18 protein-coding genes and 1 riboswitch are annotated in these 24,529 nt (G+C 66.0%); of the genes, 10 read left to right on the forward strand and 8 right to left on the reverse strand.

The window, feature by feature from the left end:
* Positions 1-61: 61 nt before the first annotated feature.
* Positions 62-1,756, reverse strand: a complete 1,695-nt coding sequence (locus AAHS21_RS05540; RefSeq protein ID WP_342926706.1) for a VWA domain-containing protein — start codon at positions 1,754-1,756, stop codon at positions 62-64.
* Positions 1,757-1,920: 164 nt separating this feature from the next.
* On the opposite strand from AAHS21_RS05540, the gene AAHS21_RS05545 reads away from it, so the two are divergent.
* The 4 genes from AAHS21_RS05545 to AAHS21_RS05560 all read left to right on the forward strand — a co-directional run bounded on the left by AAHS21_RS05545 (position 1,921) and on the right by AAHS21_RS05560 (position 6,567).
* Positions 1,921-3,075, forward strand: coding sequence for an acyl-CoA dehydrogenase family protein (locus AAHS21_RS05545; RefSeq protein WP_342926707.1), 1,155 nt, complete (start codon positions 1,921-1,923; stop codon positions 3,073-3,075).
* Positions 3,072-4,187: an acyl-CoA dehydrogenase family protein gene (locus AAHS21_RS05550; protein WP_342926708.1), complete on the forward strand. Its 1,116-nt coding sequence runs from the start codon at positions 3,072-3,074 to the stop codon at positions 4,185-4,187. The genes AAHS21_RS05545 and AAHS21_RS05550 overlap by 4 nt, the downstream gene beginning before the upstream one ends.
* 130 nt (positions 4,188-4,317) lie before the next feature.
* Positions 4,318-5,622, forward strand: coding sequence for a TetR/AcrR family transcriptional regulator (locus tag AAHS21_RS05555; RefSeq protein ID WP_342926709.1), 1,305 nt, complete (start codon positions 4,318-4,320; stop codon positions 5,620-5,622).
* 102 nt (positions 5,623-5,724) lie between these two features.
* Positions 5,725-6,567: an SDR family oxidoreductase gene (locus tag AAHS21_RS05560; RefSeq protein ID WP_342926710.1), complete on the forward strand. Its 843-nt coding sequence runs from the start codon at positions 5,725-5,727 to the stop codon at positions 6,565-6,567.
* Here AAHS21_RS05560 and AAHS21_RS05565 read toward each other — a convergent pair.
* The 3 genes from AAHS21_RS05565 to AAHS21_RS05575 all read right to left on the reverse strand — a co-directional run bounded on the left by AAHS21_RS05565 (position 6,564) and on the right by AAHS21_RS05575 (position 10,547).
* Positions 6,564-7,769 carry a cytochrome P450 gene (locus tag AAHS21_RS05565; RefSeq protein ID WP_342926711.1) on the reverse strand — a complete coding sequence of 402 codons (1,206 nt, stop codon included), beginning with the start codon at positions 7,767-7,769 and terminating at the stop codon, positions 6,564-6,566. The genes AAHS21_RS05560 and AAHS21_RS05565 overlap by 4 nt on opposite strands.
* A gap of 22 nt (positions 7,770-7,791) precedes the next feature.
* A complete protein-coding gene (locus tag AAHS21_RS05570) occupies positions 7,792-9,420 on the reverse strand; it encodes a GMC family oxidoreductase (protein WP_342926712.1) in 1,629 nt (542 codons plus the stop codon).
* Between the two features lie 116 nt (positions 9,421-9,536).
* Positions 9,537-10,547 carry an AraC family transcriptional regulator gene (locus tag AAHS21_RS05575; protein ID WP_342926713.1) on the reverse strand — a complete coding sequence of 337 codons (1,011 nt, stop codon included), beginning with the start codon at positions 10,545-10,547 and terminating at the stop codon, positions 9,537-9,539.
* Positions 10,548-11,021: 474 nt separating this feature from the next.
* Between AAHS21_RS05575 and AAHS21_RS05580 the strand changes: the two genes are divergently transcribed.
* The 3 genes from AAHS21_RS05580 to metE all read left to right on the forward strand — a co-directional run bounded on the left by AAHS21_RS05580 (position 11,022) and on the right by metE (position 15,781).
* Positions 11,022-12,320, forward strand: a complete 1,299-nt coding sequence (locus tag AAHS21_RS05580; protein WP_342926714.1) for a TrpB-like pyridoxal phosphate-dependent enzyme — start codon at positions 11,022-11,024, stop codon at positions 12,318-12,320.
* 148 nt (positions 12,321-12,468) lie between these two features.
* Positions 12,469-13,113: an SDR family oxidoreductase gene (locus tag AAHS21_RS05585; protein WP_342926715.1), complete on the forward strand. Its 645-nt coding sequence runs from the start codon at positions 12,469-12,471 to the stop codon at positions 13,111-13,113.
* A 47-nt stretch (positions 13,114-13,160) separates the two neighbouring features.
* Positions 13,161-13,354, forward strand: a riboswitch (cobalamin riboswitch).
* A 147-nt stretch (positions 13,355-13,501) separates the two neighbouring features.
* Positions 13,502-15,781 carry a 5-methyltetrahydropteroyltriglutamate--homocysteine S-methyltransferase gene (metE, locus tag AAHS21_RS05590; protein WP_342926716.1) on the forward strand — a complete coding sequence of 760 codons (2,280 nt, stop codon included), beginning with the start codon at positions 13,502-13,504 and terminating at the stop codon, positions 15,779-15,781.
* 52 nt (positions 15,782-15,833) lie between these two features.
* Here metE and AAHS21_RS05595 read toward each other — a convergent pair whose 3' ends face one another.
* The gene (locus tag AAHS21_RS05595; RefSeq protein ID WP_342926717.1) at positions 15,834-17,633 is read right to left on the reverse strand and encodes a DUF3556 domain-containing protein; all 1,800 of its coding nucleotides are present in this window, start codon (positions 17,631-17,633) and stop codon (positions 15,834-15,836) included.
* 121 nt (positions 17,634-17,754) lie between these two features.
* Between AAHS21_RS05595 and AAHS21_RS05600 the strand changes: the two genes are divergently transcribed.
* Positions 17,755-17,976 (forward strand): hypothetical protein, encoded by a 222-nt coding sequence (locus AAHS21_RS05600; protein ID WP_342926718.1) that lies wholly within the window; start codon positions 17,755-17,757, stop codon positions 17,974-17,976.
* Between the two features lie 4 nt (positions 17,977-17,980).
* Here the strand turns inward: AAHS21_RS05600 and AAHS21_RS05605 are convergent, their stop codons facing one another.
* From AAHS21_RS05605 to prpD, 3 genes are read right to left on the reverse strand one after another with little or no spacing between them, the layout of a single operon-like run.
* Positions 17,981-19,108 carry a bifunctional 2-methylcitrate synthase/citrate synthase gene (locus AAHS21_RS05605; protein WP_342926719.1) on the reverse strand — a complete coding sequence of 376 codons (1,128 nt, stop codon included), beginning with the start codon at positions 19,106-19,108 and terminating at the stop codon, positions 17,981-17,983.
* The gene (prpB, locus tag AAHS21_RS05610; protein WP_342926720.1) at positions 19,105-20,019 is read right to left on the reverse strand and encodes a methylisocitrate lyase; all 915 of its coding nucleotides are present in this window, start codon (positions 20,017-20,019) and stop codon (positions 19,105-19,107) included. The genes AAHS21_RS05605 and prpB overlap by 4 nt, the downstream gene beginning before the upstream one ends.
* Positions 20,016-21,521, reverse strand: coding sequence for a 2-methylcitrate dehydratase PrpD (gene prpD, locus AAHS21_RS05615; protein WP_342926721.1), 1,506 nt, complete (start codon positions 21,519-21,521; stop codon positions 20,016-20,018). The genes prpB and prpD overlap by 4 nt, the downstream gene beginning before the upstream one ends.
* A 119-nt stretch (positions 21,522-21,640) precedes the next feature.
* Here prpD and AAHS21_RS05620 point away from each other — a divergent pair, with 119 nt between their 5' ends.
* Together AAHS21_RS05620 and AAHS21_RS05625 are read left to right on the forward strand one after the other, a co-directional pair.
* Entirely contained in the window at positions 21,641-23,059 is a 1,419-nt protein-coding gene (locus AAHS21_RS05620; protein ID WP_342926722.1) for a short-chain fatty acyl-CoA regulator family protein, read from the forward strand.
* A gap of 87 nt (positions 23,060-23,146) precedes the next feature.
* Entirely contained in the window at positions 23,147-24,514 is a 1,368-nt protein-coding gene (locus tag AAHS21_RS05625; RefSeq protein ID WP_342926723.1) for an FAD-dependent oxidoreductase, read from the forward strand.
* Positions 24,515-24,529 lie beyond the last annotated feature (15 nt).

Raw genomic sequence — 24,529 nt, forward strand, 5'->3', positions numbered from 1 at the left:
TTTTGCGACGGCGCACACGAACTGCGTTCGGGGACATGGCATCACCGCGAACTCACCGCAATCAGGTGCTCACCCTCCGGTGCACCTCTGCCGCGCGCAACGCGGATCGGAACAGCGGTCCGATCACCCCGACCAGCTGATCCGGGCGCGCGATGGTGGCATGTGCGGTGCTGCCGAACACCCGGCGCAGCGACGCCACATCAGTGCCGGCGCCGATCGTCAGGCACACGCAACCGGTCCCCCGGCGCCGTGCCTCGGTCAGCGCGCGGCGAGCGTCGGCGGCACCATAGGCGCGCTCGTAGCCGTGGTCGTAGGCGAGGCCGTCGGACAGCACCACCAGGAGCCGCCGGGAGGTGCCGCCGCGCGCCTCCAGCACCGACGAGCCGTGCCGGATGGCCGCGCCGAGGCGAGAGTAGGCACCGGGTTCCAGGCTGTTGAGCCGCCTGATGACGTAGGCGTCGAGATGGTCGTCAAACCGCTTGAGCGGCACCATGGTTACCGCCGTGCGCCCCTGCGAGTAGTAGGCGTAGAGGCAGACGCGGTCACCGAGGTCGTGCAGCGCGACGGTCAGGTTCGCGACCGCGGCGCGTTGCTGTTCGTGCACCGTGCGCCCGGCCGTGCCGGGCTCGGCCGCCGATCCCGACACGTCGAGCAGCAGTAACACCGACAGGTCGCGCCGGCGCCGCAAGCTGTCCAGGTACACCGACTCGTCGGGCACCGATCCGGCCCGTACCTCGACGCGGGCTTCGACGGCGGCGTCGATGTCGATGTCGTCGCCCTGCGACTGCCGGTGGCGACGGTGCAGTCCCATGCCCAGTCGCGACAGCGGCCGACGCACCCCGATGGCGGATTCGATCGCCTGCGTCGCCGAAGCCTTGATCTGCGGCTCGACCTCCCGCACGGTGCACCAGGCCGGCCGATAGCACTTTCGGGCGACATCCCATTCCGGATACCGCACGCCGTCGGTCCCGGCGGCGGAGTCGTCAACGTTCTGGCTCGCGGTCGAAGCCAGCGACGATACGGCGTGCGTAGCCCGCTGTATCGAGTTGATGCGATGCGTCGGGGCGTCGCCGCCCGGCGGCCCACCGCCCCTGCCGGTCTTACGCGCCGAGGACAGCATCTTCTTCAGCCACCTGCCGATGAAGCCGCCGCCACCGACCGGGCTGGTGAACAGGTCAGGATCGTCGGAGTCGTCGACCTCGCCGTCGTCGAGCTCCGCCAGCTCGCGCGGGCCATCGCGGCGCGGGACATGCCCGGGGGCTTCCTGTTCGTCTTGTTTGGTGACGCGGGCGCACGCGGCCATCACCTTGGCCGCACGGATCACGCCGAACGCGGGCGGCGGATCGCCGACGGGCGCCCGCCCGGCGGCGAGCTCCAGCGACGCGGCCGCCGAGTCGCTGCGACTCGCGATGTCGCGATCGCCCACCGACACCAAAACCGTAGGTAGCACATGCGCATTGGCCAGCAGAGCGCGGTGACCTTCGACCGCGAGGTAGCGCTTGGCCAGCCGGGGGTGGCGCACCAACGACCCCACCACGTCGGGGTCCAGGCTGCCGGCCGCGATCATCGACGCCTGTACGGCAGTGGCTTCGAGTTTCGCGCGGGCAGGGGCGGCGGCATCGACGTAAATCGTCTGACCGTCCGTCCAGGCCGGCTCACCGGGTGACAGCCCGGCAACCGCGACGGCCCGGCCGGCCAATGCGGAAGCGAGCATGCCCAGGGCCTGCAACCGCTGGGCACCAGAGTCGTCCGCCACCCACACCTCCGACCACTGACCAAATATCTGTTCCACAGTATGGCCCGGCCCGACGGCAGTCAATGAAACGCGAGCCGCTATGCGTGGAGGCTGTTGACCAAAAAAATGCTCCACCGTAAAGTCCGGGCTAAGTCGCAGTTAGCCACGACCAGAGTCAAGGAACAGTGGACTTCTCCTATCCGGCGGAATTGGAACAGTTCCGCATTGAGTTGCGCGACTGGCTGGCCGCAAACCTGACCGATGAGCTGATCGCCGCCCGCCGCCCTTCGGGACGCGACGATGCGTCCTTCGAGATGCTGCGCGGGTGGAGCCGCACGATGTCCGACGCGGGCTGGGCCGCCGTGTCCTGGCCCCGCGAATACGGCGGCCGCGGAGCGACGGTTCTCGAGCAGCTGATCTACACCGAGGAGACCACTCGCGCGCGGGCTCCGATGCCGCTCAACGTCATTGGGATGAACAACATCGCCCCCGCGATCATGCAATACGGCACCGAAGACCAGAAGAGGACGCTGCTGCCTCGAATGATGCGCGCCGACGACATCTGGTGCCAGGGCATGTCGGAGCCCGAAGCCGGTTCCGATCTCGCCGCGCTGCGCACCCGCGCGGTCGCCGATGGCGACGACTTCGTCGTCAACGGCCAGAAGATCTGGACCTCGCTCGGGCATCGGGCGCACTGGTGCCAGCTGTACGTGCGCACCGATCCCGACGCCCCGAAGCACAAGGGGATCTCCTGCCTGATCGTCGACATGTCGCTGCCCGGCATCGAGGTGCGTCCGCTCGTGACGCTAAACGGCGACACCGATTTCGCGGAGGTGTTCTTCCACGACGTGCGAGTGCCGGCCGACGCATTGCTCGGACCGCTGCACGGCGGTTGGCAGGTGGCCACCACCACGCTGAGCCACGAGCGGGCCGGGGCCGCACGGCTCTACGCCGAAATGCAGGTGCGCCTGGAAGAACTCATCGACGACATCGCCGCGCACAGCAACGCACTCGACGACCCGGTAACCCTGCGGCGCCTCGGCGAAATCGCGGTCCGCATCAAGTATCTCGAGGTGCTCTGCCAGCGGTCGATCTCGGCGGCGCTGCACGGTGGCTCGGAAATCACAGCATTCGGATCGGCCAGCCTCGCCAAGACCGTGTGGGGTGAGATCGGACAGGACATGGCCGCACTGGCCTTCGACGTGCTGGGCACTCGTGGCGACAACGCCGCATGGGCAAACTATCGCCTCACCTCACGTTCGCTGACCATCGCGGGCGGAACGACACAGATCAACAAGAACATCACCGCGCAGCGGGTACTCGGATTGCCACGCAAATGAACCTCGAACTCACCGACGAACAGGTCGCGCTGCGTGACACCACACGGCGCTTTCTTGCTGACAAGGCACCGATTTCGGGTCATGTGCGCGAGTTGCTCGACGATCCGGCCGGTGTCCACGACGCGGTTTGGCGCGGCCTGGCCGACCTCGGCGCCACCGGGCTGATGGTGCCCGAGCAACACGGCGGCGCCGGGATGACGATGGTCGAGGCCGGCGTGGTGGCCGAGGAGCTCGGCGCTGCCCTGCACCCGGGACCGTGGCTGTCTACCGCGGTGGCCGCGCCGCGCGCGTTGACCCGACTCTGCGACAATGAGAGTGCCGCAACGATTTTGGCCGGAATCGCCGACGGAACGATCATCGCCACTGTCAGCTTCCTGGACTTCGGGAACGTCGCGGCCGACACATCCGGTGATGGCGTCGTCCTGCGCGGTGAGCTGGGCGATGTGTCCGATGCCGCGGCGGCCGATGTGCTACTGGTGCTTGCCGAAGACATCAGCGGCACCGCGCTTTTCGCAGTGAACACCGACACTTCGGCAGTCTCCGTGGTACCCGAGCGCGGTATCGACCAGACCCGCAAGCAATTTCGCGTCGGACTCGACGGCGCACCCGCACAGCGACTGGCCACGGCCGCACCGACCGATGTCGCCGCGGTGATCGACGACCTGCTGATCGCCGCGGCCGCCGACGCACTCGGCGCCGCCCGGGCGGTGATGGATCTGGCCGTCGAATATGCAAAAACTAGAAAGCAATTCGGTCAGGTCATCGGGTCGTTTCAGGCGGTCCAGCACCTGTGCGTCGACATGTACGAGACAGTCGAACTGGCCCGCAGCGGTGTGGTCCACGCGCTGTGGGCCGCCGACGCGCTTGGATCCGACGAGCGCCATCTCGCCGCCCTTCGGGCCAAGGCATTCGCCGGGCGGCTGGCCACCGTCGGCGACACCGCGATCCAGGTGTTCGGCGGGATCGGCTACACCTGGGAACACGATGCGCATCTCTATCTCAAACGTTTGCTCAGCTGGAGCGCGCTTCTCGGCGGACCCGACCGGTATCTCACCGAACTCGGTGCGCGCCTTGCCAACAGGGCTCACAGATGGATATCGACTACCTGCTGACCGCGAACGGCTCGAACTCCCGGGTGCCCGACGGGCAATCTGATAGCCTTTACCAACGATTTGGTTCGGCAGGAGGACGAATGCGCAGCTTGGCCCGGTCGCAGTCCTCTCAACATACGCACCGTTAGCCATGGCCAAAGCCGAACCCTTGGCTAACGGAAAGCGGGCGGCCACCGATCGCCTGGATCAGCCCGACGATTCCGGGACGCGCCGCACCGAGATCCTGCAGACCGCCGCATCTTTGATCGCATCCTCGGGATTGCGAACCTCGTTACAGGAGATCGCCGAAGCGGCGGGAATTCTGCCCGGAAGCCTGTATCACCATTTCGAATCCAAAGAAGCGATCCTCATCGAGCTGATCCGGCGCTATCAGGACGATCTGCACCGCATCGGCGAGAGGGCCCAGGCGAGGCTGGACGAAGCCGATTCGCGACCGCCCGCCGAGAAAATTATCGAGCTGGGATCGGCGGTCGCCAACTGCGCCGTGCACCATCGCGCCGCACTGCAGATGTCGTTCTACGAGGGGCCGAGCGCGGACCCCGAATTGATGAACCTGACCCGGCATCAGTCCGTCGCGGTGCAGGCGGCGATGGTGCAAACCCTGCGCGCCGGCAGGTGGAGTGGCTACATCAAACCGGACATCGACCTGCCCACGCTGGCCGACCGCATCTGCCAGACCATGCTGCAGGTCGGGCTCGACGTCATGCGGCATAACTCTGCACCCGACCAGGTGGCGGAGCTGCTGTGCCGAATCATCCTGCGGGGCTTGGCCGCCCGGCCGCCCACCGATGCGGTATTGGATCGGTCCAATGCATTTTCGGCGGCCAGCGCCGTCATCGAATCGTGGGCCGACGACATCGACGCCGATCCCAGCGACAAGGCCGCCCATGTCCGCGCCGTAGCACGAACCGAATTCGGCCGCAAGGGTTATGAAGCCACCACGATCCGCGACATCGCATCGGCGGCGGGACTTGGTACCGGCACGGTGTATCGGGTGATCGGCTCCAAAGACGAACTTCTCGACTCGATCATGATGTCATTCGGTCAGAAAGTGGAGGCCGGCTGGGTCAGCGTGCTGCGCTCGGATTCCTCCCTGATCGAGAAGCTGGACGCGTTGAGCTGGATCAACGTCAATGCACTGGATCGTTTTTCCGACGAATTCCGGATTCAGCTGGCGTGGATGCGACAAACACCGCCGACCGCCAATCCCGGCTGGTCGTATCCCACCCGCCTACGGCAAATGAAATCGCTGCTCTCCGAAGGCATCCGCTCTGGCGAGATCGGCATCGACGCCCCGTCGACCGCGATGCTGGCGCGCTGCGTCATCAGCCTGCAGTGGATTCCGGAGAACATTTTGCGCGAGATCGGCAAGCGAGCGGCGCTGGTGCACATCCGTGACACCGTTTTGCGCGGCGCCGCCGTCCGAGGCAAGTAAGACCGGCTGAGTCAATACGGCCCCGGTATTGAACCAAATAACTGTTACCCATACAGTTGAGCAGTTAGAACCTCGTTGGCATTATCCGAGAAGGGGATTTCCATGACCATTGTCGATCGGTTGCGCTACGACGGCAAACGCGCTCTGGTGGTCGGAGGCGCGACTGGCATGGGCGCCGCGGCGGCCAAGTCAGCCGCCGAGCTCGGGGCCGAGGTCATCGTGCTGGATTACGCGCCCGTGGACTACGACGTCGCCCAGTCCGTGCAGGTCGACCTGCGTGACCCCGCCTCGATCGACTCCGCTCTCGACCAGATCACGGGTCCCATCCACGCGGTGTTCTCCGCGGCCGGCGTCGCCGACGGCACGATCGAGCTGATGAAGATCAACTTCATCGGCCATCGCCACCTGATCGACCGCCTGCTGGAAAAGGACCAACTTCCCAACGGTTCGGCCATCTGCTTCATCTCCTCAGTCGCCGGCATGGGCTGGGAGAACGACCTGGACATGATGCTGGAATTCCTCGAGACCCCGGACTTCGCGGCGGCCGAGGCGTGGTGCCAGGCGCACGAGGCCGAAGGGATCAACCACTACGGAACCAGCAAGAAGGTGATCAACACCTACGTGGCCACCCAGGGCTACCCGCTGGCGAAGAAGGGAATTCGCATCAACGCGATCTGTCCCGGGCCGACCGACACGCCACTGGCCCAGGCCAACGCGGACCTGTGGCTGTCCTTCGCCCAGGACTACCGCGACGAGACCGGCTCCAAGGTGCACACGCCCGAGCAGATGGGCGACGTGATGGCGTTCCTCAACAGCGAGGCCGCCTGCGGCGTCAGCGGTATCACCCTGCTGGTCGACTCCGGACACACGATGGCCTCGATGACCGGCGCCTACGCCCCGGGCAAGCCGATCATCGACATCATCATGGGCAAGATCAAGCTCTAGCTCGCATCGACACCGATGAGGAGGCGCTGCGGGCTGCGGCCCAGGACGCGGCGCCACGCAATGTGGGCGGGGTCCTGGCCCAAGTGCAGGGCGGGCCGTGCGGCAAGCGCGGCGCGCACGCACTCCTCCACCGCTACCTTCGCCAGCGAGGTACCCAGGCAGTAGTGCGCTCCGGCCCCGAAACTCATGAGCCGGGGCGTCCCCGGCCGGGTGAACCGCTCGGGATCGAAGTGGTCCGGCGCCGGCCATGCCGAGGCGTCCCGACACGCCGAGGCGATGCAGAGCAGAACCGTCGAGCCGGCCCGGATGGTCGTGCCGTGCAGGTCAATCGGCGCGACGGCAGTGCGCGGGATGAGGGGGATGCTGGGCTCGAGGCGCATGGTCTCGGCCACCGCGCTCGCCAGCCGGGCGTCATCGGCCACCACCCCGGCAAGCCGGTCGCGGTGCTGCAGTGCAACCAGGAGGCTGCACGGTATCTGACTGCCCGTCGTGTCATGGCCGGCAACAAGAAGATTCGCGATCATCGCCACGGTCTCGTCGCGCGTGAGCCGCTCGCCATCGGCCTCCGCAGCGAGCAATCCGGTGATGAGATCGGGACCGGGATCTTCGGTTCGGCGACGCGCCAAAGCATCGACGTAATCGCGCATTTCGACGATCGCGCGCGTCGCCTCCGCGATCTGATCGGGAGTCATCACATAGAACACCGGGCTGAGGGCGTCGGCCCACCGCGAGAATGCGTCGACGTCGACGTCCGGGACGCCGAGGAGAGGGCAAATCAACCGGGTTGCCAATCCGGCGAAAGCAGCCACCAGATCCCCGCCGTCCCGGGTCGCCGACGCGATGGCGACGGCGGCCATCTCGGCGGCGGTCGACCTCAGCGCCCCGACGGAGCGGGGGGTGAAGGCGCGGGAAACGAGCGACCGAAGACGACGGTGATAGTCGCCGTCGTTGGTGAACATCAACTGGCTGTACCAGTCGCGCAATGGACCGTCGCTGATGCCCATGGCGTCAAACAGGGCCAGCCCGGTCCCGTTCAGCCGCTCGTCGCGGGCCAGCGCTTCGACATCGGGTTGCCGCAACACCACGGTGGCGCCGGTGATCTCGTCGGTGGCCAGCGGTCCGCGTCGCGCGGCCTCGCCGAGTACGTCGTGCATCCGTGCGGTGAAGCTACCGGTCAGGTTCACCAACGATTTCGTTCCCATTCCCGGATTTCCTCCAGTCGACTCACAGGGCGTATTGGTGGCGCAGAATCTGCCCGGCGCGCTCACCGATGATGACGCAGGGCGCCATAGTGTTGCCGGTGGTGACCCGCGGCATGACGGACCCATCGGCGATGCGAAGACCCTCTACCCCATAGACTTTCAGCGATCCGTCGACCACCGACATGCTGTCGTGGCCCATCTTCGCCGCGCACGTCTGGTGGTGGTAGGTGGTGACCTCGTTGCGTAGGAAAGTCACCAGATCGGCGTGGTCGAGCTTGCCCGGCATGACTTCTCGCTTGCTGAAACGACGAAGGGCCGGTGCATTGCCGATTTCACGACACAGTTCGATGCACGCGATTGCGGCCTTGAGGTCGTCTGGGTGCGACATAAGACCGTCATGGATCTTCACGGGGTCGGAGGGCTTTGGCCCGGTAAGAGTGATGTGCCCGCGGCTCTTCGGCCGCACCACCGCGCCATACATGGCCCAGCCCGCCTCGGGCACGCCGAACCTCTGCGCGTTCTCCGCGCTCGAGAACGGGAACTCCAGCTGATAAGCCTGCAGGTCCGGGGCATCCAAAGTCGGATCGCTTTTGCAGAAAAACGTCACTTCACCGCCGCTGTTGCGCCAGGGCAGGGGTTCGCGATATTCCCAGACGCACGAGAAGCCGGGGTGGTCCTGCAGGTTTCGACCGACGCCGGGCAAATGCTGCACCACCCCGATGCCGTGTGACCGCAGGTGAGTCCGATCGCCGATACCCGATTGCATGAGCACCTTCGGGGTGTGGATCGCGCCGAGCGACAGCACGACCTCGGATCCCGCTCCGGCACAGTGCAACTCGTGGTCGTGCAGGAATTCCACTCCGGTTGCCCGCGACCCGTCGAACGTCACGCGAGTCACCATCGCGCCCGTCAGCACGGTCAGGTTGGGCCGGTCCATCAACGGGAACAGGTAAGAGCGGAAGACCGATTCGCGGCGTCCATTGCGGATGCGCAGATCGACGATCGACGCGCCACCGGCGGCCTCCATCAGGGTGCCGTTCGGGCTTGCGAACGCTGGAATGCCAAGCGATTTACCGGCTTCGAGCCCCGCGTGCGCGATCGGGCTCGGTTCGGCGGCAGGTCCGACGTAAACGGGTCCGCCGACCCCACGATGCCCAGGGTCGGGAGCCCCATGCCAGTCCTCGATGGCCCGGTAGATCGCGAGCACCGAATCATAGCTCCACCGTTGGTCTTTGGCTTCGGAAGCGAAGTAATCCCAGTCGCTTTTGTGACCGCGTGCCCACACCATGACGTTGATGCTCGAGCCCCCGCCGAGGACCTTGGCCATCGCGTACGGGATCGCTCGTCCGTTCAGGTGGCAATTACGCTCGGTGGTGAAGTTCCAGTCGCGCTCGCTGCCGAGGTTCGCGAGCCACATTCCCGGTTCGCTGATCTCGGGTCCTTCGTCGGGGCCGCCGGCCTCGAGCACCAGCACGCTCACGTTCGGGTTTTCGGCGAGGCGCCGGGCCACCACCGAGCCGCTCGATCCCGATCCGCACACGATGAAGTCGTATTGCGGCTTCAACTCCGCACCAAGCCGTCGCTGGTTGCGGCGGACCCGTTCGGCGAATTCCACTGTGGGACGACCGATCTCCAGGGAGGTTGATGTCATCTAACTTCTCGCTTCCAGGGCTGGGCGGCGTCTCGGATGGCCGGCCGCGGATACTTCAGGGTGACGCCGCCGGCACCGCTCGAGCGACCTCCTGAGCTCTGGAGTGCGGTTTTCGGCTATCGGTCCGCGTTGCCCGGACAACCTTTGCGATTACGCGTACCGCGCAGGGTCTGCAGCGGCGGCTCTCCGTACATCGCCTGGTAAGCGGCCGCGAAACGGCCGAGGTGCCCGAATCCCCAGCGATGCGCGATGACGGCGACGCCGGCGTTGGCAGAGTGGGCCGATCGCAGCTCACCGTGCGCGCGACGGAGCCTGACCACGCGCAGGTATGCCATGGGCGACATCCCTACGTGCCGGCGAAAACCTTCCTGCAATGCGCGGACGCTGACGTGGCACTCGAGCGCCAACCGCGACGTCGTCAGAGCTGATTGCGGGGTGCTCTCGATGATGTCCATCGCCGCGCGAACGGCCGTCGGCCGGACGGGTCGGACGGGCGATGAAAGAGCCTCACGATGGGGATGGTCGGCCACCAGCAGCAGGCCGTGCACCAGGCTTTCCACCAGCGGGTCCAACACGGCCGGATGCCACATCGGGCTGTCTGAACGGGCCAGCTCCCGATTGAGCCAATGCACCTGGGTCACCCAGCTCCGGACGGCATGGTCGGCCAGAGGCAGCGTGACGGCGAAGGGAACGGACGATGCTGCCGGGTTCCCCAAAAGCGTTTCGAGGGCCGCATCGACAACGAGTTGGTCGATCTTGACCCCCAGGTGCCGGCTGGCCGCGGGCCACCGCGTCACGCTCATCTCGGCGTCGGGGCCGTAGATCGTCGCCGTGGCGGGAGTCGAAACCCACCGTTGTCCGCGGTATTGCGACTCAAGCCGGCCGTCGACCGGGAGGTGTACGTAGTAACTGTCGCGACCGGCCGAGAAACGAAGCGACACGTCGGTGTCATAGCTCAGATCGGCCAGCGTGACCGGCCCGGCGTGTATCAAGCGCTGGCTGAAGCCGAACCGGTCGGCGGGGCCGAGCAGCGCGAGCTTGTGCGAGTGAAAAGCCGATTCGCAAAGGTGAATCGCGTGCTCGGGCGATCGGGTGCGAAACCAGTTGTCCGTAGGCGTGCCGGGCATGTCGTGACACCTTTCATTTTTTTCACCGACCAGCAGAGGCTTGAAGCCGACCCGCGCGACTGGCTACCACCCTCAGGTCCATGGCGACCGCATGCCGTGTCCTCACCGACGAAGCCATTACCGGTATCGGGCAGTGAACTGAGGTCACACATGGTGTACGTCGAGAACGCTGATCCGGTTCGACTCGCCTTCCGTGTTGATAACCGGAGAACTCTCCGCGATCTTTGCTTCACCCCCCAAACCCGCGGTGACAGCGCCGATTGTCGCAGCGAGCAGTATCGACAAAATCGACGAGGCGATAGCGTCCCTTGACGTCAAATCAAACGATGCCGAATTGCAGGCGCTGGAGGCACTCGGATACCCCAACTGTCCATCGCCGGATAATGTTTCGCGCAAGCGGGCGCCGGGGAGCCAACGCTTGCCCGGACATGCCGGTGTGCGATACCTCAAGCGTTTCACCGGATAGGAGTCGCCTTGCGCTATGTACTGAAGCCCGACGATATCCCGGCGGCATGGTTCAACGCAGCGTCTAGCCTCCCCTCGCCACTGCAGCCACCGCGGCACCCGGTCCTCGATCGAGGGGCCGAGGGCGACGATCTACGCGCCCTCTTTCCCCAGGCTCTGATCGAACAGGAGATGTCCGCCGCGCCCTGGGTCGACGTGCCGGGCCAAGTGCTTGACGTCTTAAGACGCTGGCGTCCAACGCCTTTGGTGCGAGCGGTACGTCTCGAACAACTCCTGGGCACGCCGGCCCGGATTTACTTCAAGGACGAGTCGGTGTCACCGGCTGGTTCACACAAGGCCAATACCGCTGTCGCCCAGGTGTATTACAATAAAGCCGAAGGTGTTCGTCGAATCACCACCGAGACCGGTGCTGGACAATGGGGCAGCGCGGTGTCGATGGCCTGCCAATTGTTCGACCTGAAGTGCCATGTCTTCATGGTGGCCGCATCGCACCGGCAGAAGCCGTACCGCCGCATCTTGATGGAGACGTGGGGCGCCGAGGTGATTGCAAGTCCGTCCAGCACCACCGAGGCGGGACAGTCAGTCCTGCACAACGATCCCGACAGTCCCGGTTCACTCGGGATCGCCATCAGCGAAGCAGTCGAAGAGGCACTGGGCAGGCCGGATACCCACTATGCGCTCGGCTCTGTGTTGAATCATGTCCTGCTTCATCAGACGGTGATCGGACTGGAAGCCAAAGAACAACTGCGGCTTGCGGGCGAGGGCGCTCCCGATGTCGTCATCGGCGCATGCGGCGGCGGATCGAACTTCGCGGGTCTGGCGCTGCCGTTTCTGCAATCGCGCACCGCGGCTGGGAGCCGGCCTCGTCTGGTAGCCGTCGAACCGCAGTCCTGCCCGTCACTGACAGCAGGCCTGCTGCGATACGAGTCCGGTGACGCCGCAGGCCTGACCCCGCGGATGTGGATGTACACGATCGGACGCGACTTCGTCCCGCCGGCGACGCACGCCGGCGGACTGCGCTATCACGGCGTGGCGCCGATTGTGTCAAACCTCCTGCAAAACAGGTGGATCGAGGCCGTAGCGTACTCACAGCGATCCGTGCTGGAGGCCGCCATCCGATTCGCACGCAGCGAGGGCGTCATCCCCGCGCCGGAGACCGCGCACGCAATCCGAGGCGTAATGGACGAGGCGCTGGCCGCCCGCCGGACGCAGCGGGAAACCGTGATCTTGTTCAACTACTCGGGTCACGGCCTCCTCGACCTGGCGGCCTACGACGATTATTTCCATGACCGGCTGTCCGACGGCTAATTGCCCAGAGTCGTAACGGAGATCGACTCCACTTATGCTCGGTACCGCAGCGACGATGTGCCTGACGACGAATTTATGGAGCTCGGTATCGACGGACTGCGAAGTAGCTGACAGAGCTGCCCGACGAGTCGCGCGTACGGTCGACGACATGGCACGCATCATCGTCTTCGGCGGACACGGCAAGGTGGCACTGCAGCTGGCTCGCATCCTGAGCGAACGAGGCGCGCAAGTGACCTCCGTCTTCCGCAATCCCGACCACTGCGACGATGTAGCCACCACCGGCGCCGAACCGGTGGTGGCCGACATCGAGCAGCTGGACACCAACGCGCTGGCCGAGCTGCTGCCCGGACACGACGCGGTCGTCTTCTCGGCCGGCGCGGGCGGCGGCAATCCGGCGCGCACCTATGCCGTCGACCGGGACGCCGCGATCCGGGTGATCGATGCCGCCGGCCAGGCGGGCGTCAAGCGGTTCGTGATGGTGTCCTACTTCGGTGCCGGTCCGGATCATGGTGTGCCGCAAGATGATCCGTTCTTCGCCTATGCCCAGGCCAAGGCCGCCGCGGACGCCCATCTGCGAGCTAGCAAGCTGGACTGGACGGTGCTCGGTCCCGGCCGCCTCACGCTGGACGACGCGACCGGGCGCATCGCTGTCGGCGAAGAGGGCAAGGGTGAGGTATCGCGTGCCGATGTCGCGCTCGTCGTGGCCACCGCGCTTTCCGACGATTCGACGATCCGGCGGACCATCGAATTCAACAACGGAGACGTCCCGGTCGCCGAGGCATTGGCGGGCTGACTAAACTCCTTCTCGCAACTGGTTTGCGTGCGCCGCAAGGCGCGGGCATCGAGCGAAGCAACGTTAGCAACGCTTCGTGAGAGGGAACCCGGTGAGAATCCGGGACTGTCCCGCAACGGTATGCAGGAACGACCGCCGTCACCTATGCACTGGTCTCACGACTGGGAAGCGACGGCCACTAGGAGCACCGCCAGGTGCGCGCCTGCGAGTCCGGAGACCTGCCAGCTGTGTCGGGCGCGCCGCGTCCGGCGGCTCATCGCCTCGTGGAATGGGCGTTAGGCTGCAGCCGTTGGTGGTTAGTGCTTCACGAAAAAGAGGTGCTAATCGCTGTTGGAGTGGCTGTACGTCCGCCGGCGATGACCACCACGCCGATTGAAGGACGAATATCGTGATCTGCCAACCATTCACCGCAACCGTCGTCGGTTCTGCGCGCATCGGCCCGAAACGCGAACTCAAGCGCGCGACCGAGGGCTATTGGAAAGGCCGAACCAGCCGCGCGGAACTCGAAGAAGTCGCCGCCACCCTGCGCCGCGACACCTGGACGGGCCTGGTCGATGCCGGATTGGACTCGGTGCCGGTGAACACCTTCTCCTACTACGACCAGATGCTGGACACCGCGGTCATGCTGGGCGCGTTGCCGGCCCGGGCCGCACAGGTTCCCGACGACCTGGACCGCTACTTCGCCGCCGCGCGGGGCAACGCCGACGTCGCGCCGTTGGAGATGACCAAGTGGTTCGACACCAACTACCACTACATCGTTCCCGAGATCGAACCCGCGACGAAGTTCAAGCTCAACCCGGACAAGGTGCTCTCCGAGCTGAAAGAGGCTCTCGAGCAAGGGATTCCGGCCCGCCCGGTCGTCATCGGTCCGATCACGTTTCTGTTGCTGAGCAAGGGCGTCAACGGTGGCGGCGCGCCGATCGAGCGCCTGCAGGAGCTGGTGGGAATCTACTCCGAGCTGCTGAGCCTGCTCGCCGACCCGTCTGTTGGAGGCGCGCAGTGGGTACAGATCGATGAGCCGGCGCTGGTCACCGACATCTGCGCCGACGCCCCCGCGCTGGCCGAAGCCGTCTACAACGCCCTGGGCAAGGTGAGCAACCGGCCCGCCATCTACGTCGCCACCTACTTCGGTGACCCCGGCGCTTCACTGGGCGCGCTGGCCCGCACGCCCGTCGAGGCGATCGGCGTCGACCTGGTGTACGGCGCCGACACGGCGATCGCGGGGGCGCCCGGCTTAGCCGACAAGACCCTGGTGGCCGGCATCGTCGACGGACGCAACATCTGGCGGACTGACTTGCAGGCGGCGCTGAGCAAGCTGACGAGCCTGCTGGGTTCGGCCGCCCACGTCGCGGTGTCGACCTCGTGCTCCACGCTGCACGTGCCGTACTCGCTGGCGCCGGAGACCGGCCTGGACGACGCGCTGCGCAGCTGGCTGGCGTTCGGTGAGGAGAAGGTGGCCGAGGTGGTGGCGCTGTCCCGTGCGCTGCACGAGGGCCGCGAAGCCGTCGCCGCGCAGATCGAGGCATCCAACGCCGCCGTCGCCTCCCGCAAGCAGGATCCGCGGCTGCACAACGACCGGGTCCGGGCCCGCATCGAAGAGATCGTCGCGACCGGTTCTCACCGCGGCGACGCCGCACAACGTCGGGTCAGCCAGGACGAGCGGCTGCACCTGCCGCCGCTGCCGACCACCACAATCGGGTCGTTTCCGCAGACCGTCGAGATCCGCAAGGCGCGCGCCGCACTCGTCGCCGGTGAGATCGACGAGGCCGAGTACGACCGGCGGATGAAACAGGAGATTTCCGACGTCATCACGCTGCAGGAGCAGCTCGGCCTCGACGTGTTGGTGCACGGTGAGCCCGAGCGCAACGACATGGTGCAGTACTTCGCCGAACAGCTGGACGGCTTCTTCGCCACCAAGAACGGCTGGGTGCAGTCCTACGGCAGCCGCTGCGTGCGGCCCCCGGTGCTCTACGGCGACGTCGTCCGCCGGCAGCCGATGACGGTGGAGTGGGCGAAATACGCGCAGTCCCTGACCGACAAGCCGGTCAAGGGCATGCTGACCGGCCCGGTGACGATCCTGGCGTGGTCGTTCGTCCGCGACGACCAGCCGCTGGCCGACACCGCCAATCAGGTGGCACTGGCGATCCGCGACGAGACGGTGGATCTGGAGTCCGCCGGCATCGCGGTCATCCAGGTCGACGAGCCCGCGCTGCGTGAGCTGCTGCCGCTGCGCCGGGCCGATCAGGAGGACTACTTGCGTTGGGCCGTCGGCTCTTTCCGGTTGGCAACCTCCGGCGTCGCCGACTCGACCCAGATCCACACCCACCTGTGCTACTCGGAGTTCGGCGAGGTGATCGGCGCGATCGCCGACCTGGATGCCGATGTCACGTCCATCGAGGCAGCGCGCTCGCATATGGAGGTACTCGACGATCTCAACGCGGTCGGCTTCGCCAACAGCGTGGGCCCCGGCGTCTACGACATCCACTCGCCGCGGGTGCCGAGCTCCGGCGAAATGGCTGAGTCGCTGCGGGCCGCGCTGCAGGCTCTGCCCGCGCAGCGGCTGTGGGTCAACCCCGACTGCGGCCTCAAGACGCGCAACACCGACGAGGTCACCGCGTCGCTGCGCAACATGGTTGCCGCCGCGCGGGAGGTGCGTGCAGGAGTCTAATTTGCGCCGATAGCGCCGAGCGTCACGCCAGCGTGGCGCTCGGGCTTCGGCGTCACTCTGGCGTGACGCTCGGCGGGGCCTCCGGCTCGAGCTCCCCGCGCTCCTCGGCCTGGGGCTGCGGCTCGACCGGCTCTTCGGACAGCACCTGGACCGGCACCTGGTCGTCCCAGGGCTGCCGGGTGACCATGTCCGCGACTTTGACTATGCCGCGCTCGAATTCGCCCGTCGCGGCGTCCACCAGCCGGTAGGCCTGCGTCTGCTTATGGATCGGCTGGGCGTCGAGTAGCACGACGCGCACCTCACCGGGCAGGAATCCGCAGCGCTGCTGCATCGCGGCGATCAGCTGTTCGTTGTGCATATGGCCGTCGCCGAAATTCCATCCGACGGCGGTGCTGCAGATCCGCTCCCCGTCGGTGATCACGTAGTCGTCTTCGTTCTGACCGGCCATCGCCCGGTGCGCCAGGGTGAACAATGCCCGGCCGTGAGTGTTCATGGCGCGGAACGCATATCCGAGATACATCGGGATCTGCGCACGTTCCTTGCCGTACACCTTCTCGAGCTGGGCTGCGGGCATGCTGGCGATCGAGACGATGTTGTGGTTGATCTTTTTGTCCGCCGATGCCTTGATGCACCACAGCGTGGTGTCCCAGTTGCCGGCGTAATAGCGCATGCCGGGCAGGAACGAGATCTTGCGCGGAAATAGGTTGCCCGCGATCACGATCGAGGCGATGAACGCGATGAAAACCCCAACCAGGACAGGGTTTTTCAGGTCGGTCAGTCCGGTGTGAGTGTGGCCGACGAACAGCGCGAAGACGCCGAAGATCATGAACACGTTCCACTCCAGCGGCACGCCCATCGGGATCGCCGACAAGATGCCGAAGTGGAAGATCACCATGATCGCCGCGGGGACCGCGGTCCACCAGCCGCCGTGCCCGACGAATAACGCGATGGGCACGCACATCTCGACGAAGGTGCTCACGTGGGCGAAAACGCGCGACAACCGTCCGGGCCGCAGATCGTCGGGGAACTTCTCGAAGAACATCCGTTTGATGAATCTGGGCCGGAACACCGGGTTGTTGGACATCATCGTCGACATCACGAACGGAAAGTGCTTGTTCAGCTTGGATGTGGCGGCGCCGATCCAGATCACCATGAACACCAGCTTGGCGGCGATGATCATGTCGACACCGCCGAACAGGAACGTCACCGACAGCGTCGCGTATACCTCACCGCGGGCGGCCAGGAAGATCACCTTGTCGCGCAGTCCCAGGATCCCGAGAAGCACCAGGATCAGCACGATCCGCCACGGGCGAATCACCCCGATCTGGGTGCCCAACTCCGGAATCGGGCCGGTGCCGTCGGCGAACAACGTCAGGAAAGTCACCAGCAAGAACAGGCCGTACAGCGCGTTGTCGACCAGCGTGCGGGCGGTGCCCTTGGTCCCGGGGATGCGCTGGGGCCATGGGGGCAGCCGGATGGTGTCGGGCCGCAGCCAATACAGGATCGACCCCAGGGGCGGGTTGAACCGGTTGTTCAGCGGCCCGAAGCCGCAGCCCAGCCCGATCACCTCGAACAGCATCGTGTACAGCACGACCTTCTCGAACACGATCGGCTCGGCGTACCACGACATGACGTCGGTGAACGCCAACCCGCGAGTGGTCGGCACCGCCAACAACCAAGCGAACAGGATGTAAAGCAAGATCTTGCCGACGTAGAACAGATGCAGAACGACCGGCGTTCCGAAACCGACCTCGGCCCAATGTCGGGCCATCGGGCGGATCTTTTCGCTGCGGGACAGCTTGCTCCACTCGTCGATGTCGACCTGCGGCAGTTCGGGTTGGAGAAATCCCATGGTTGTCCACCCTAGAACCTGTTCTAGCCGACCGTGTTGCGGATCGCGGATGACATCCTTTGCCCGCGGGTTTTCCGGCGGTTAGCGTGATGGCTTGGCACCTGCTTAGGAGATGTCCATCATGAGCAGACTTCGGTCACTGATATCGGCCGCGGCGCTGGCGAGCGTGCTGGCCGCCGCGCTCGGCGTCGGCATCGCTTACGGTCAGGCCCCCGCACCCGGTGATTCGTGCACGGTGTTGCACTCCACCACGCAGGACGCCAACGGCCGGACGATGTGGTGCAACCCGACCATGACCGGCGACCACAGCCTGGTCTGGCAGTATGGCGGGCCGACGGACTAGGCGCTCACCGTTGCGCCAGTGTCCGCTGCTCGCGTCCCGAGTACGCGCTCAAAGGGCGGATCAGCGAGTTCGACGCGGCCTGCTCCATGATGTGAGCGGTCCACCCGGTGATCCTGCTCATCACGAAGATCGGCGTGAAGCACGCGATGTCGAATCCCATCAGGTAGTACGCCGGGCCGGTCGGGAAGTCGAGATTGGGCAAGATGGCGGTGGCGTCGAACATCTCGGCTTCCAGGATGTCGTATATGTCCAGCCAGCGCTGTCCACCAGAGTGCGGGCGCGTCGCCGCGACGCGGTGCAACGCCTCCTTCATCGTCGGCACCCGGGAGTCACCGTTCTTGTAGACCCGGTGCCCGAATCCCATGACCTTCTCCTTGCGGGCCAGCTTGCCGCGCAACCACTCTCGCGCATTGCCCGGCTCGCCGATCTCGATCATGTCGCGCATCACCGCCTCGTTGGCCCCACCGTGCAGCGCACCCTTGAGCGCACCGATGGCCCCGGTGACCGCGCTGTAGATGTCCGACTGCGTCGACGTCACCACCCGCGCGGCAAACGTCGAGGCGTTGAAACCGTGTTCGGCGTAGAGGATCATCGACTGCTCGAAGGCCTGCACGACCGCGGGCTCGGGCACCTCGCCGAAGCACATCTGCAGGAAGTTCTCGGCGTAGCCCAGCGCGCTGTGCGGCGGGATCGGCGCCAACCCGCGCCGGCGCCGCATGTCCACCGCGACGATGGTCGGCAACACCGCGAGCATGCGCAGCGCCTTGGCCCGGTTCGCCGAGTCGTCGTCCTCCTCGGGGTCCTCGGCACCCAAAAAGCTGATGGCGGTGCGTACCACGTCCATCGGATGGCAATTGTCGGGCAGCTTGGTCAGCAGCGACAGCATCGAGCGGTCGAGCCGGCGGCTGGCGCGCTCGCGCTGGCTGAACAGCGCCAGCTCCGCGTGGGTGGGCAGCTCGCCGCGCCAGAGCAGGAATGCGACTTGCTCGAAACTGCAGTGGGCGGCCAAATCCTGGACCGGATATCCGCGATAGGTCAGCGAATTGGTCTCCGACACCACTTTCGAGATGGCGGTGGTGTCCACCACCACGCCGGCGAGGCCCTTCTTGATGTCAGCGGTCGGCGCGGTCATGGCTGCTTCCCTTCAAGACTGAAATTGTAAGTGTCGGTGTCGAATTCGTTGTAGTCCTCATAGCGCAGCAGCGAGTACAGCCGGCTGCGGTGTTGCATGCGATCCAGCAGATCGAATTGCGTTCCCGAAGAACTGATTTCACGCAGGCCCACTTCGACGGCGAACATCGCCAGCCGCAATGTGGTGACCGGGTAGATGACGACGTTGTAGCCGAGGTCGGCCAGTTGGCGCGCGCTCAGCAGCGGCGACTTGCGGAATTCGGTCATGTTGGCCAGCAACGGAACATCGACCGCGGCGCGGAACGCCTCGAACTGCGACACCTCGGTCAGCGCTTCGGTGAAGATCATGTCCGCGCCGGCGTCGGCGTAAGCACGAGCACGGTCGATCGCGGCGCGCAGACCCTCAATGCCGGCGGCATCGGTGCGAGCGCAGATGACGAAGTTGGGGTCGCACCGCGCGGATACCGCTGCGCGCAAGCGCTTTACCATGTCCGCGGGCGAGACGACGGCCTTGCCGTCCAGATGGCCGCAACGCTTCGGGTTGACCTGATCCTCGAGGTGACATCCGGCCAGTCCGGCGTCTTCCAGGACTGTCACCGTGCGCGCGGCGTTCAGCGGAGCGCCGAATCCGGTGTCCGCGTCGATCAGCGTCGGCAGGTTGACGGCGGCGGCGATCTGTGCGCCCCGGCCCGCGACTTCGGTCAGCGTCGTCAGGCCGATGTCCGGCAACCCGAGATCGGCCGCCAGCGCGGCACCGGAGGCGTACACACCTTCGAAGCCCGCCTCGGCGACCGCCTTGGCCACCAGCGGCGAGAAGGCGCCCGGAAGTCGCTGCAGCCGGCCACTTTCCAGGCCCGCGCGCAATGCGACGCGTTTGTCGACGGCACTGGACGGCGAGCCGGCCACCCTCATCGGAAGATCCCCGACGCAATCACCGGCGCCTTGTCCAGCACCCGCGGGTCCACTACCACATTCAGCGCCCCCAGCGCGCCGCCCTTAAGATCGGCCAGCGAGTCGACGGCGGACAAGAACCGTTGCTGCTCAGCGGGTTCCACGACGTCGTCGGCGAGCTCGGTGAACTTGCGGACATACTGCTCGCGCGCGAACGGCCGGGCGCCCAGCGGATGGGCATCGGCCACCGCCAATTCATCGCAGATCACCTCCCCGCTCTTCAGCGTCACCTCCGCGCGAGCCCCAAAAGCCTTCTCGGCCGGGTCGTTCGAGTGGTAGCGACGTGTCCACTGCGGATCCTCGACGGTGGAAATCTTGTGCCACAGTTCGACGGTGTCGGGCCGGTGGGCCCGCTCCGGAGCATACGAGCGCTCGTGGTGCCAACTGCCGTCCTGCAGCGCGACCGCGAAGATGTAGGGCAGCGAATGATCCAGTGTCTCCCGGGAGGCGTCCGGATCGAACTTCTGCGGGTCACCCGAGCCGGTACCGATCACATAGTGGGTGTGGTGGCTGGTGTGCAGCACGATCGTCGCGACCTGCTCGAGATCGCCGACTCGGTCACGCAGCCGGCGCGCCAGGTCGATCGGCGCCTGGCTCTGGTACTCCGCGGAGTGCTCCTTGGTGTAGCTGTCCAGAATCGCGCGCTTGGCTTCACCCGGTGCCGGCAGCGGCACCTGGTAGGTGTGGCCGGGACCGCCCAGCAGCCAGGCGATCACGCCGTCCTCGCCTTCCCAGATGGGCGCCGGGGCGCCCTCCCCACGCATCGCGCGGTCGACGGCCTCGATGGCGACCTTTCCGGCGAACGCCGGCGCGAACGCTTTCCAACTGGAGATCAGGCCCTTGCGCGATTGACGGGTGGCCGTGCTCAGGTGCAGCGCTTGCCCGACCGCCTGATAGATGGTCTCGGTGTCCAGCCGCAGCATCGTCCCGATCCCCGCGGCCACCGCCGGACCCAGATGCGCGACGTGGTCGATCTTGTGCTCGTGCAAGCAGATTCCCTTGACCAGGTCGATCTGGATCTCGTAGGCGGTGGCCACACCGCGGATCAGGTCGGCACCCCGCACATCGAGCTGCTGAGCCACGGCAACGAGCGGCGCAATGTTGTCGCCGGGATGGGAGTAGTCCGCGGCCAAGAACGTGTCGTGGAAGTCCAGCTCGCGCACCGCGACGGCGTTGGCCCAGGCCGCCCACTCGGTGGAATAGGCGCCCGGTACGCCGAAGACCCGCGCCCCACGCTGCACCGGATGCGCCAGCGCCTGGGCCCGCGCGGTGGTCACCGGCCGGCGGATCACCGAGGCGGCGCTGACGCCGGCGTTGTCGATGATGCGGTTGATGATCATCTCCGCGGTCTCCGCGGGCACCGCGACCGGGTCCGCCGCGACCTCGGCAATCTTGAAAGCCAGGTGCTCGCGGCGGGGGAAGTCGTCGGCGCTACGCCGGGTTCGCACGTCGTGGATGCGCATAAATCGCACAGTACGCAGCCGAAGAAACGCGGTAAATCCCCTAAAAGAGCGTAATTTTGCGTCCCGGCCCAGGCGATTTTGCGAATTCTGCGAAAGGCGGTGCGCGTACCCTGTTGTAGGTGGCGAAGACGTTCGCGGGTGCGCGGCTACGCCGGTTGCGCGAGGAGCAGGGACTGACTCAGGTCGCGCTGGCGCGTGCCCTCGGATTGTCGACCAGTTACGTCAACCAGCTGGAAAACGACCAGCGCCCGATCACGGTCTCGGTGCTGCTGACGCTTACCGAGCGATTCGACTTGCCGAATCAGTACTTCGCGCCCGAGTCCGATGCCCGGCTGGTCGCGGACCTGCGCGAGATCTTCGCCGAGGGGCCCGCGACGTCCGGCCAAATCGAGGAGCTCGTCGCCCGCATGCCGGAGGTCGGCCAGGCGCTGGTCAATCTGCAGCGACGTCTGCACGACGCGACAACCGACCTGGAGGCGCTGCACAGCCGGGCCAGCGCCGAGACATCCGCGGTACCCTCGCAGCCGATGCCCTTCGAAGAAGTCCGGGACTTCTTCTACGACCGCAAGAACTACATCGGGGATCTCGACGTCGCGGCCGAGCGCCTGTTCAACCAAAACCTTTTGCAGACAGGCGGACTCGACGGCCAGCTGGCGGAGTTCGTTCGCGACCAGCTCGGCGTGACCGTGGTCATCGACGATGGTCAGGTCTTGACGCCCAACTCGAAACGCCTGTTCCGCCCCGAGTCGAAGACCTTGTATCTGGCCCGGTGGCTGCATCCGGGCCAACGCGCCTTCCAGTTGGCAACCCAGATTGCATTGCTCACCCAGTCCGAGCTGATCACACAGCTCATCGACACCGACGACCAGCTCAGCGACGATGCGCGGGGGGTGGCGCGCATCGGGCTGGCCAACTACTTCGCCGGCGCATTGTTGTTGCCGTACCAGCGATTCCTCGCGGCCGCCGAGGCCATGCGTTACGACATCGACCAGCTGGCAAGACGTTTCGAGGTGGGGTTCGAAACCGTCTGTCACCGGCTGTCCACGCTGCAACGTCCGAGCGCCCGGGGTGTCCCGTTCATCTTCGTCCGGACCGACAGTGCGGGAAACATCTCAAAACGTCAGTCCGCCACCGCTTTTCACTTCTCACGCGTGGGCGGCAACTGCCCGCTGTGGGTGGTTCACCACGCCTTTTCGCGTCCCGGCCAGTTCATGACTCAGATCGCACAAATGCCCGATGGGCGCACCTATTTCTGGCTCGCCAGGACCACGTCGACGGAACCCAGCCGCTATCTCGGCCCGGACAAGACTTTCGCGATCGGGCTCGGTTGCGATGTGGCGCACGCCGAGAAACTGATCTACTCCGTCGGTATCGATCTCACCGGCGCCGGGGCGATCGTGCCGATCGGCGCGGGCTGCAAGATCTGTGACCGGCCCGCCTGCCCGCAACGGGCGTTCCCCTACCTCGGGCACCCGGTACATGTCGACCCGCACTCCAGCACCGATCTGCCCTATCCGCCGATAATCCCGACGCCGTGAACATGAATTCCGCGCGAACCGGCCGCTGACGTGATCCGGCCGGTGTAGTTTGCTGCTCAGCGGGGGCTCGGCAACCGAGGAGCGGTCATGGCGGACGTCGATTATTGCGTGGTCGGGGCCGGTTTCGCGGGTTTGACCGCAGCGCTGCGGCTCAAGCAGGCCGGACACTCGGTGGCCTTGCTGGAAGCCCGCGACCGCGTCGGCGGCCGCACCTTCACGGTCACCCGCGACGACGGCGTGTGGGTCGACCGCGGCGGGGCGTGGATCGGACCCGGCCACGACCGCATCTACGCGTTGATGGACGAATTCGGGGTGCCGGAATACAAGCAGCACAACGACGGCGACGCGATCATGATCGTGGACGGAAAGAAGCATCGCTACGGCGGCACCATCCCGTGGACCATGAGCCCCTGGGCGATCGCCAACCTTGGCATCGGCCTGGCCTCCATCGATGAGATGTGCAAACAGATTCCGCGTGAAGCCCCATGGGAAGCCAAGAAAGCCCAGGAGTGGGACCGCATCAGCGTCGGCGAATGGATCCATAAGCACACCGCGTCCAAGCAGGCCCAGGAGATGCTGGACATGGCGCTGGGCGGCACCTACACCTCGGCGGGCTCGGAGACGTCGCTGTTGTGGTTGCTGACGCAGATGGGATCCTCCGGCGGCGGCGCCACTTTCGTCATATCCGGGAAGGGCGGCGCCCAGGATGCCCGCCCGGTCGGCGGAATGGGCGCCATCTACCGGCCCATGGTGGCCGAATTGGGTGACGCGCTGCGCCTTTCGCAGCCGGTCCGGCAGATCGCGCAAGACGCCGACGGCGTGACGATCACCGCGACCGATATGACGGTGCGGGCGCGCCGCGTGATTGTCGCGATCCCCCTGGCGATCGCCAACTCGATCGATTACGAGCCCCAGCTTCCGGTGGATCGCGCATTCCTGCACCAGCGCATGCCCAGCGGCGCGGTGATCAAGACATCGATCTTCTACGACGAGCCGTTCTGGCGCACCGAGGGATTGTCGGGTCAGTCGTCGTCCCCGGGATCGCCGGCGACCCTGACGATCGACGCCTGCACCGACACCGCGGACCCGGGCATCATGTGCATCATCACCGAGGGACCCGCGGCACGAAAGCTGACCGCCCTCGACGAGGCCGAACAGAAAGAGATCCTGATCGGCGAACTCGTCGATCGGTTCGGCAGCAAGGCCAAGGAGCACCGGGAATTTCACTTACAGAACTGGAGCCTCGAGCGCTATTCCGGCGGCGGGATGATCAGCCACGCCCCCACCGGCGTGCTGACCGAATTCGGCTACACCCTGCGCGAGTCCTGCGGCCGGATCCACTGGGCCGGGACCGAGAGCTCGGCGGTCATGTGCGGCTGGATCGACGGCGCGATCCGGTCCGGTGAACGCGCCGCGGCCGAAGTGGCGGCCGCCGAAACCGCCGCGGTCGCCTAGCGCACCGGGCCGACC

The organism is Mycobacterium sp. 050272 (assembly GCF_039023525.1).
Taxonomy (GTDB): Bacteria; Actinomycetota; Actinomycetes; order Mycobacteriales; family Mycobacteriaceae; genus Mycobacterium.

Coding starts and splice junctions, on each gene's coding strand:
- AAHS21_RS05565 (WP_342926711.1), bottom strand. CDS start 7,769: ATGGGAACGAAATCGTTGGTGAACCTGACCGGTAGCTTCACCGCACGG.
- AAHS21_RS05555 (WP_342926709.1), top strand. CDS start 4,318: ATGGCCAAAGCCGAACCCTTGGCTAACGGAAAGCGGGCGGCCACCGAT.
- AAHS21_RS05625 (WP_342926723.1), top strand. CDS start 23,147: ATGGCGGACGTCGATTATTGCGTGGTCGGGGCCGGTTTCGCGGGTTTG.
- AAHS21_RS05595 (WP_342926717.1), bottom strand. CDS start 17,633: ATGGGATTTCTCCAACCCGAACTGCCGCAGGTCGACATCGACGAGTGG.
- prpB (WP_342926720.1), bottom strand. CDS start 20,019: ATGAGGGTGGCCGGCTCGCCGTCCAGTGCCGTCGACAAACGCGTCGCA.
- prpD (WP_342926721.1), bottom strand. CDS start 21,521: ATGCGCATCCACGACGTGCGAACCCGGCGTAGCGCCGACGACTTCCCC.
- AAHS21_RS05560 (WP_342926710.1), top strand. CDS start 5,725: ATGACCATTGTCGATCGGTTGCGCTACGACGGCAAACGCGCTCTGGTG.
- AAHS21_RS05585 (WP_342926715.1), top strand. CDS start 12,469: ATGGCACGCATCATCGTCTTCGGCGGACACGGCAAGGTGGCACTGCAG.
- AAHS21_RS05600 (WP_342926718.1), top strand. CDS start 17,755: ATGAGCAGACTTCGGTCACTGATATCGGCCGCGGCGCTGGCGAGCGTG.
- AAHS21_RS05550 (WP_342926708.1), top strand. CDS start 3,072: ATGAACCTCGAACTCACCGACGAACAGGTCGCGCTGCGTGACACCACA.
- AAHS21_RS05570 (WP_342926712.1), bottom strand. CDS start 9,420: ATGACATCAACCTCCCTGGAGATCGGTCGTCCCACAGTGGAATTCGCC.
- AAHS21_RS05605 (WP_342926719.1), bottom strand. CDS start 19,108: ATGACCGCGCCGACCGCTGACATCAAGAAGGGCCTCGCCGGCGTGGTG.
- AAHS21_RS05575 (WP_342926713.1), bottom strand. CDS start 10,547: ATGCCCGGCACGCCTACGGACAACTGGTTTCGCACCCGATCGCCCGAG.